Origin of the sequence: Roseibium sp. (assembly GCF_025698965.1) — a bacterium.
GTDB lineage: Bacteria > Pseudomonadota > Alphaproteobacteria > Rhizobiales > Stappiaceae > Roseibium.
Map to the genome: position 1 here is coordinate 1 of NZ_JAILWL010000327.1, position 7556 is coordinate 7556.

Annotated in this window: 5 protein-coding genes; 2 read left to right on the forward strand and 3 right to left on the reverse strand. The window is 54.8% G+C overall.

Annotated elements, in window-relative coordinates; genetic code table 11:
- Positions 1-20: 20 nt before the first annotated feature.
- Together K5905_RS22550 and K5905_RS22555 are read left to right on the forward strand one after the other, a co-directional pair.
- Positions 21-1808 (forward strand): ethylbenzene dehydrogenase-related protein, encoded by a 1788-nt coding sequence (locus tag K5905_RS22550; RefSeq protein ID WP_297588025.1) that lies wholly within the window; start codon positions 21-23, stop codon positions 1806-1808.
- A gap of 34 nt (positions 1809-1842) precedes the next feature.
- Positions 1843-2859, forward strand: coding sequence for a 2Fe-2S iron-sulfur cluster-binding protein (locus tag K5905_RS22555; protein ID WP_297588028.1), 1017 nt, complete (start codon positions 1843-1845; stop codon positions 2857-2859).
- A 51-nt stretch (positions 2860-2910) separates the two neighbouring features.
- Here K5905_RS22555 and K5905_RS22560 read toward each other — a convergent pair whose 3' ends face one another.
- The 3 genes from K5905_RS22560 to K5905_RS22570 form a co-directional block, all read right to left on the reverse strand.
- A complete protein-coding gene (locus K5905_RS22560) occupies positions 2911-5802 on the reverse strand; it encodes an EAL domain-containing protein (RefSeq protein ID WP_297588031.1) in 2892 nt (963 codons plus the stop codon).
- Positions 5803-5816: 14 nt separating this feature from the next.
- Complete coding sequence (locus tag K5905_RS22565) at positions 5817-6620, reverse strand: substrate-binding domain-containing protein (protein WP_297588034.1); 804 nt, start codon at positions 6618-6620, stop codon at positions 5817-5819.
- Positions 6621-7057: 437 nt separating this feature from the next.
- Positions 7058-7556, reverse strand: a 499-nt coding sequence (locus tag K5905_RS22570) for a substrate-binding domain-containing protein (RefSeq protein WP_297588037.1), incomplete at its 5' end; no start/stop codon positions are given.

Sequence of the window (7556 nt, forward strand, 5' to 3'; positions counted from 1 at the left end):
TCTACCCCTGAGAGCAAAATATGACGGACCAAGTGACTGAGCATCCCCTTGAACTCACTGCTCCGCCAAAATCTTCCGAACGCGCCGGAACACACTCTCCTGGAGACAAGGCAGGCAAATCCAAAGGCAGACCGGATGAAACAAAGATCCCGGTTCGCAGTGACCTTGGAACCATCCTGCTTCACTGGACACTGGTCATTGCGATCGTCACAAGTCTGCTGACCGGGCTCAGACTGTCGTCAGACGCTGAAGGGTCCCGGTTTGCGATTCTCCTGGAGCCCATTCTGCCTCAAGGCGAGATTTGGACGTGGCACTACGTCTCTGCTGTTTTCGTCCTGGCGCTTATTTTTGCTTATGCAGCCTATATGTCGCTCGCCCGCTTGAAGCGGCGGATATCCTCCAAGAAAATCGTGGTCCTGACCCTACCGGCAAGCAACAAACTGCGGATTGCAGCAGTCAACGTGATCGCCTACTGGATCCTGTTTGCGGCAGTCCTGACGCTGACGGCGACCGGCGTCCTGCTCTATCTCGGGCATGGCGGTTTCCTGGTCGACATTCATTACATCTCCGCCCTTGTCGTGCTCACCTACATCGTGGCGCATGTGATCCTGCATTATTTCTATGGCGGGTGGAGCCAGCTGCTGCGTTTGTTCCGGCCGCAATCCCTGCGCCAGTTTCCCGGCATGGGCCGCTATCCTCTGGCAAAGGCGGCAGCACTTGGTGCTGTGGTCATCGCCGGCGCCGTGATGCTCGATTTCAGCACCAGGGACGACCTGATCGTTGCGCAGGCCAGCGCACTGCCCAAGCTGGACGGGGTTTTGGACGATCCGGCGTGGCGAGACACCAAGCCCGCCTTCGTCAGAACGCAACAGGGATCGGGCCTTGAAGGCACCGGAGAATCCACGGTTGAGGTCAGGGCAGTTCAGGTTGGCGACAAGATTGCCTTTGCCTTTCGCTGGAACGATGCGTCTCGATCCTTGAAGCGCCATCCCCTGGAAAAGACCGAAGCAGGCTGGCGGATGCTCAACAACCGCGCCGATATTTCCGATGAGACCGCCTATTACGAAGACAAGTTCTCTGTCGCGTTTTCCAAGACGGATGCATTCGGCGGCGGAGCGTCGACCCATATGGGACCCAAACCCCTTGCGGACAAACCTGCATCGTTTCACGGGCGCGGTCTGCACTACACGACGGATGGCAGCCTGATTGACGTGTGGCAGTGGAAGGCATCGCGGGGCGGTATGCTGGGCAGGGTCGATGACATGTGGTTCGGCACGCCGCTGGAACCGAACGAAGGTCAGGCCGCCGGTAAAAAGCGCTACAGCGCCGGGTATGGTGCCGACGAAGGCAAATCATTCTATGTCTACAACTATGTGGGCTCTCCCGAGACCGGCTACCGGGAAACCGTCGGCGTCAAGCGACTTCCGGTCGACTACAAAAAAACGGCAGCTCTCATGGGCAATATCGACATGGATGTCGACGCGACTGACGATGAAGGATCGCAGTGGTGGATGTTCGATGCCGAAAGCGTTCCTTATACACCCGAAAAGGACGCTGAAATTCCGGTTGGCACCATAATTCCAGGCGTTCTGATTACCGGCGAATACCAGGGGAGCCGCGCCGACCTGATTGGCGCATCGAAATGGGAAGACGGCTACTGGACACTGGAAGTCATCCGGGACATGGATACAGGCAACGATCAGGACCTTCCCATGGAAGACGGTTTGTTCGTCTGGGTATCGGTTTTCGACCACAATCAGACCCGCCATACAAGACACTCCCGCCCCCTGCGCCTGACTTTCAACTGAGCCACTCCCCGCCTCAAGAGCACGGACGAACCACATGTCGAAAAGCACCTGCACCGTCACAATCAACGGTAAGAAGATCAAGGCGAATGTCGGGGACACGCTGATTGATGCGGGCCTCGGAGGACGTCTGGTCCTGCCGCATGACTGTTGTTCAGGTCAGTGCGAAACCTGCCGCGTAAGGGTTTTGAGCGGTGACGTCGACGATCTGGGGACACGCGAGAAAAACTCGGTTCTGGGATGCCTGGCCGTGCTGGAGGGTGACGCGGAAATTTCCTACGATCCCGTGCCGATCGTGAAAACCATCAAGGGCACGGTGGAAAGCATCCGCAAGATCAAGGAAGACTACCTGGAAGTTCGCGTGCGGACCGCAAAACGAGTAACCTGGCTACCCGGCCAATATCTGCGAGCGACATTTGCCGGATATCCGCCCAGGGACTACAGCCCGACCACGCCGCTCAACCTCGACGCTGAACTCGACGTCGTTGTCTTTCACATCAAGGTTTATCCCAACAGCATCGTCTCGTCGAAGCTGGGGTCCGAAATCGACAAGGGACACAGCGTCAAGCTTCGCGGTCCATTCGGCAACGGGTTTCTGCGTCGCCAGCCAGAACCACTCGTGCTGACATCTACCGGAACCGGATTTGCACCGATCTGGTCGATTGCCGTTGCCGCAAGCCTGGGTCAGCCTGATCGCGAAATCAAAATGATTGTCGGTTCCCGCACCCGCGAGGGGCTATACATGCGCGATGCCGTACGCTGGCTGCGCAACCGTGGCATCCCGATCACGCTGACAGCGAGCGACGGCGATGATGAAACGGTAATGAAGGCGCGGCCATATGAACTTCTTGGCGACTTGACGGAGGATCATATCGTCTATTCCGCCGGCGCTCCGTCTCATGTGGAGGCAACCCGAGAGCTGGCACTTGCGGCAGGAGCAACGTTTTACGCCGATCCGTTTTATGTTGCGGAAGAAAGCAACGGCCTGCGCACGCTGGCAAACACGATCCTCAGGAAGGCCAAAACGCCCTTTGCGTCGGCAGCGGCAAGTTAAGCCGGCAAGCACCGACGACCTGCCTTCCAGATCTCACTTTGTTTATCAGGCTTATTGTGCCGCGGTCTTCAGCGATGTCTGACCGGCATAGATCAGCTCTTCCGTTTCGGCGACCGGTAGCGGATGGCCGAGGAAATATCCTTGCGCGTCGGTGCACCCTATCTCGGTCAGCATATCCAGGAGTTGCTTTGTTTCAACACCTTCGGCTGTCGTTGTCATGTCCAGGTTTTTCGCAAGTTCAATCACAGCCTTGACGATAGAAATGGAGTCGTCTGAATAGGCCATCGAGCGGACAAAAGACTGGTCGATCTTGATCTTGTCAAACGGGAACCGGCGCAAGTAACTGAGCGAAGAATAGCCTGTGCCGAAGTCGTCCATCGACACCTTCACACCGAGCGACTTGGCCTGATGCAAAGCGTCCAGAACATCTTCAGAATCGGTGAGCAACACGCTCTCTGTCACTTCCAGTTCCAAGCGATCCGGTGACAGGCCCGATTTGGCGAGTGCCGTGATGAGAACCGGTCCGAACGCATGGCCGCGCAACTGACGGGGCGACAGGTTCACCGCAATGCGCAGATGGTCAGGCCAGGTCACAGCGATGCGACAGGCCTCGTTCAGCACCCACTCGCCAAGCGGCATGATCAATCCGGTATCTTCCGCAAGCGGAATGAATTCTCCGGGTGACACCATGCCCCGCGTCGGGTGATGCCAGCGAACAAGTGCCTCAAAGCCGGAAACTTCCTGAGTCTGCAGCGAATATTGCGGCTGGAAATAGAGTTCCAGCTCACCATTCGAGATAGCATTTCGAAGATCCGTGATCAGTTCTCTGCGGTCGTTCACCGCCGTGCCCATATCTTCTTCAAAGAACCTGTGCGTGTTTCGTCCGTCTTCCTTTGCACGATAGAGCGCGAGATCTGCCTGTTTGAACAATTCGTCACCGGCAATTCCATCACCCTTGGCAACTGAAATGCCGATGCTCACGCCAATGACGATTTCATGATCCGCAATCTGGAAGGGTTGCGACAATTCCCAGATAACCGACTGGGAAAGCTCATCGATCGCTCTCAAATCAGCCGGAAGATCAGAAAGAATTGCAAACTCGTCGCCACCGAGGCGCACAACAAGCTCCCGGTCGCTGATCAGCGTTTTCAGCCGTTCCGCGACTTGACGGAGCAATTCGTCGCCAATGGGATGCCCCAGGGAATCGTTGACTGTTTTGAACTCGTCAAGATCGAGGCACAGGACCGCGAATTTTCCACCCTGAACCTGCTGGCGCTTCAATAGAAGTTCCATCTGGTCCCGGAATTCAATCCTGTTGGGCAATTGCGTCAGAATGTCATGGCGCGCGAGGAATGCCAGGCGGTCCCTTGCTTCCTGACGTTCCGTTATATCTTCGGAGATCGCAACCCATCCACCATCCGACAGCGGCTGACGGGTGGTCAGGACGATCCGGCCGGAACGGATTTTCACCATTTCCGTGCTTTGTGTCGCGTTACTGGACGGTCCGTGATGGAAGTGAAGTTCGAGAGATTCCTCAAGATCGGAATCAAGCTTTTCAACATTCTGCAGCGCCGCAAGCTGATTTGTGGTCATGCCGGGCTTCAGGGATTTCGGGTCCAGCTCGAACAGTTCCGCAAACCGTTGATTGGATACAATCAGCTTTCCAGCGGCATCAAACATGCACAGACCATGTGACATGTTGTTGAGCGCTGCATCAAACAGGATATTCTGTTCGCGCAACATGGCTTCCTGAGATTTCAGGATCGTGTTTTTCTCGTGTACACGGACCCGCAGCGCATCACGTTCCTTGACGGAGCGCTGCAAGGACACAACAGACCGTGCAATGTCTCCCACCTCATCAAGACGCTCGGTTCCGACAACCTTGCTTTCAAAATCACCCGCCGCGATACCCGAAAGCACCCGTGTTATGTTGGTCAAGGGTCGGGTGATCTGCCGCGACAGCAGAAAAGCAACCGAAGCAAAGGCGACCAGTGTCAGCAGACCGAACAGAAACAACCATCTGAGAAGTTTTGCCTCTTCTTCGGTTCCGATCCTCGTCAATTCGTTTTGGGTCTCGGTAAGCTTCTCGATCGGCAGCAACGCACAGACCGTCATCGGATAGACAGGAACGCCGCACTCAATGACATGTTCTCCGTTCAGCGTGATATTCGGCGCATCCGGAGCTCGATCAAGGTCGGCCAGAACACCGTCGAAATTGCCACGCGAAATGACCTGATTGTCATGGACAACCGCCAGTTCGAACGAGTTGATTTTTGCCAGGTCAACCAGGATCGGTTCATTCGGACGCAGCCAGCGCTGTGCGAGCAGTCCGCCGATGACGTAACCGAAATCGTCGAAGACCGGAACAAAAATGACTTGGGAGAGCGTATTGATATTGTCTCCGGGAACAAAGATCCCGGTCTCGGACAAAGGCATGAGCTTCGAATAGACGAGACTTTCGCCGGGAAGGCTTTCCTGCAGCGATTTGTCGATTTCGCTAAAGAAACTGAAGTCTCTAATTCTGGATCCCAGTGTCACCAGATCGGCTTCATAGGACGAAGCACCGATTACCCGACCTTCTTCGTCAAGCACAACGATACCGTCGACATCGGCCAGTTCCATTGCCGGTCCGAGCAGTTCCGACATCGCAACGACGTTGCGGGAACTGACGGCATTCCCGGTTTCCTGACGTTCGGCGACAGCACTGACACGCCGTAGCCTGTCTTCGAACAGGAACTCAAGACGTGTTCCGGCAAGTTTGACGTCGGCGATCAGTGCTTCGAGCAGTCGTGTATGAGAAAGTTGCTGCAGCTCCGTCTGCTGACGGGCCATGCTGTCTTCAAGCTGATAGGCAACCAGTCCGATCAAACCCGCAAACGCACATAGCGCTGTGAAAACAGCGCCATATGTGTAATGCCAGAGAAGGGACGAGTGACGTATCATGCTTTACCAGGGTGCTATTTCTTGATCGGCACGCCACCATAGTTCTTCATCAATTCGTGAGCCTTGTCAGAATGGCTGAAGTCGATGAAGGCTTTCATTTGGTCATCAAGCGTACCGTCCTTGTAGATCAAGGCCAGTGTCACTGCGCTCGGATACGTTTCATCCGTCGGATGGGCGCCATTGATCTTGACGATTGTCAATCCTTCCTCGAGGGGACGGGCATAGGGACCAAAGGCAATCGCCCCTTTCTCATCCCGCGCCGTGGAGACCGCATCCTGGGTGGTGAGAGCCGTTTTTGAACGACGGGAAATTTCCAGGTCGTTCCAGCCCGGCATCGAGGCACGTAACACCTGCAAAGTACTGTCCGCATCCTCGCGCCGGACCAGGCGCACACGCATGTCTGCACCGCCGAGTTCGGACCAGTTTTTGATTTCGCCGGAATACAATTTTACGAGCTCCTCGCTGGTAAGCTCTTCGATACCGGCTGAAGGATGCGCGAAGATTGCGCTCGGTATTTTGGCAATTGGCAGATAGACGAGCCCATATTCGACTTCGCTGTCTTTCAATGGACGAGCGACACGGCCAAGACGCTCAGTTCCGGAACTTACAGCCGCAATGCCGCCGCCAGAACCGATGCTTGGTGGAATGGAAAGCTGAATATCGGGGTGCTCTGCTGAAAAACCCTCACCGATTTCGCGCAGCATCTCGAGGCCATCACCTGTTCCGACGACCTTTAATTCGGACTGTGCTGAAGCGTTTTCGGGGTGAAAAAATATCACAAAAAGCGACACGAATAGGCTGACGGTCAGAATCCGCATTTTTACCACCAAATGTTTCCGATGTTTTCAGAATGCCACATTCAAGTTAACTAAACGCTAAAATCATGAATTAAATTGCTTCGAAAATGTAATTAAAGTGAAAGCATCAAAGACTAAGAAAAACTCCCGCAAATTAAAGTCAAAAATATAGTAGGTAATATTTACCTAGAGAGAATATATTTTCTCAATTTGCAAAGATACGCCTTTGAATTGATCATGTGCCGTTACGGAAGTTGCACCGACTGGTTGTATTATTAGTTGCAATTTTAAGAAATCTCGACCACATCGCACGGCCGAAATGCGGGAACCGCGCGCAATCCACCAAGTCTTTTGCCTTGAAAGCACGCTCAAGCGCTCGAATGCGTCTTGGGATCGGCCGACCGTTTCGTCGAAATACTGGCGGCACCTGCCAAGTGTTGACTGGTTCTTGTCCGATCTCAAGGCGTCAAGGCTGCAGCACTTTGGCGGACAACGAGTTCCACATCAACCACGACAGGCGCCTCACGATCGAGTGCAATTGAATGATCGGGGTCTATACAGGCCAGCAGAAGCGCCGCGGCCTTTTGACCGAGAGCTCTGCGGTCCTGGCGGATTGTGGTCAGGGCTGGAACATAGAACTCCGACAACTCAATGTCGTCGAAACCAACGACCGAAATGTCTTCCGGTACACGCAGCCCATTTGACGTCAAAGTCGACATCAAGCCGAAAGCGACCTGATCCGAGGCGCAGAATACAGCGGTCGGCCGATCTTTCATGGCGACAATTTTCTCTGCAGCCCGACGACCCGACTCGAGGGAAAAGTCGCCGCGCATGATCCACTCCTCGCGAACAGGTAACTCAAGACGGGCTCTTTCGGCCAACATTCCTTCCCGTCTTGCATGCGTGAGGACATTGTCCTGAGGACCGGTGACATGGGCGATTTTCCTGTGCCCCAGC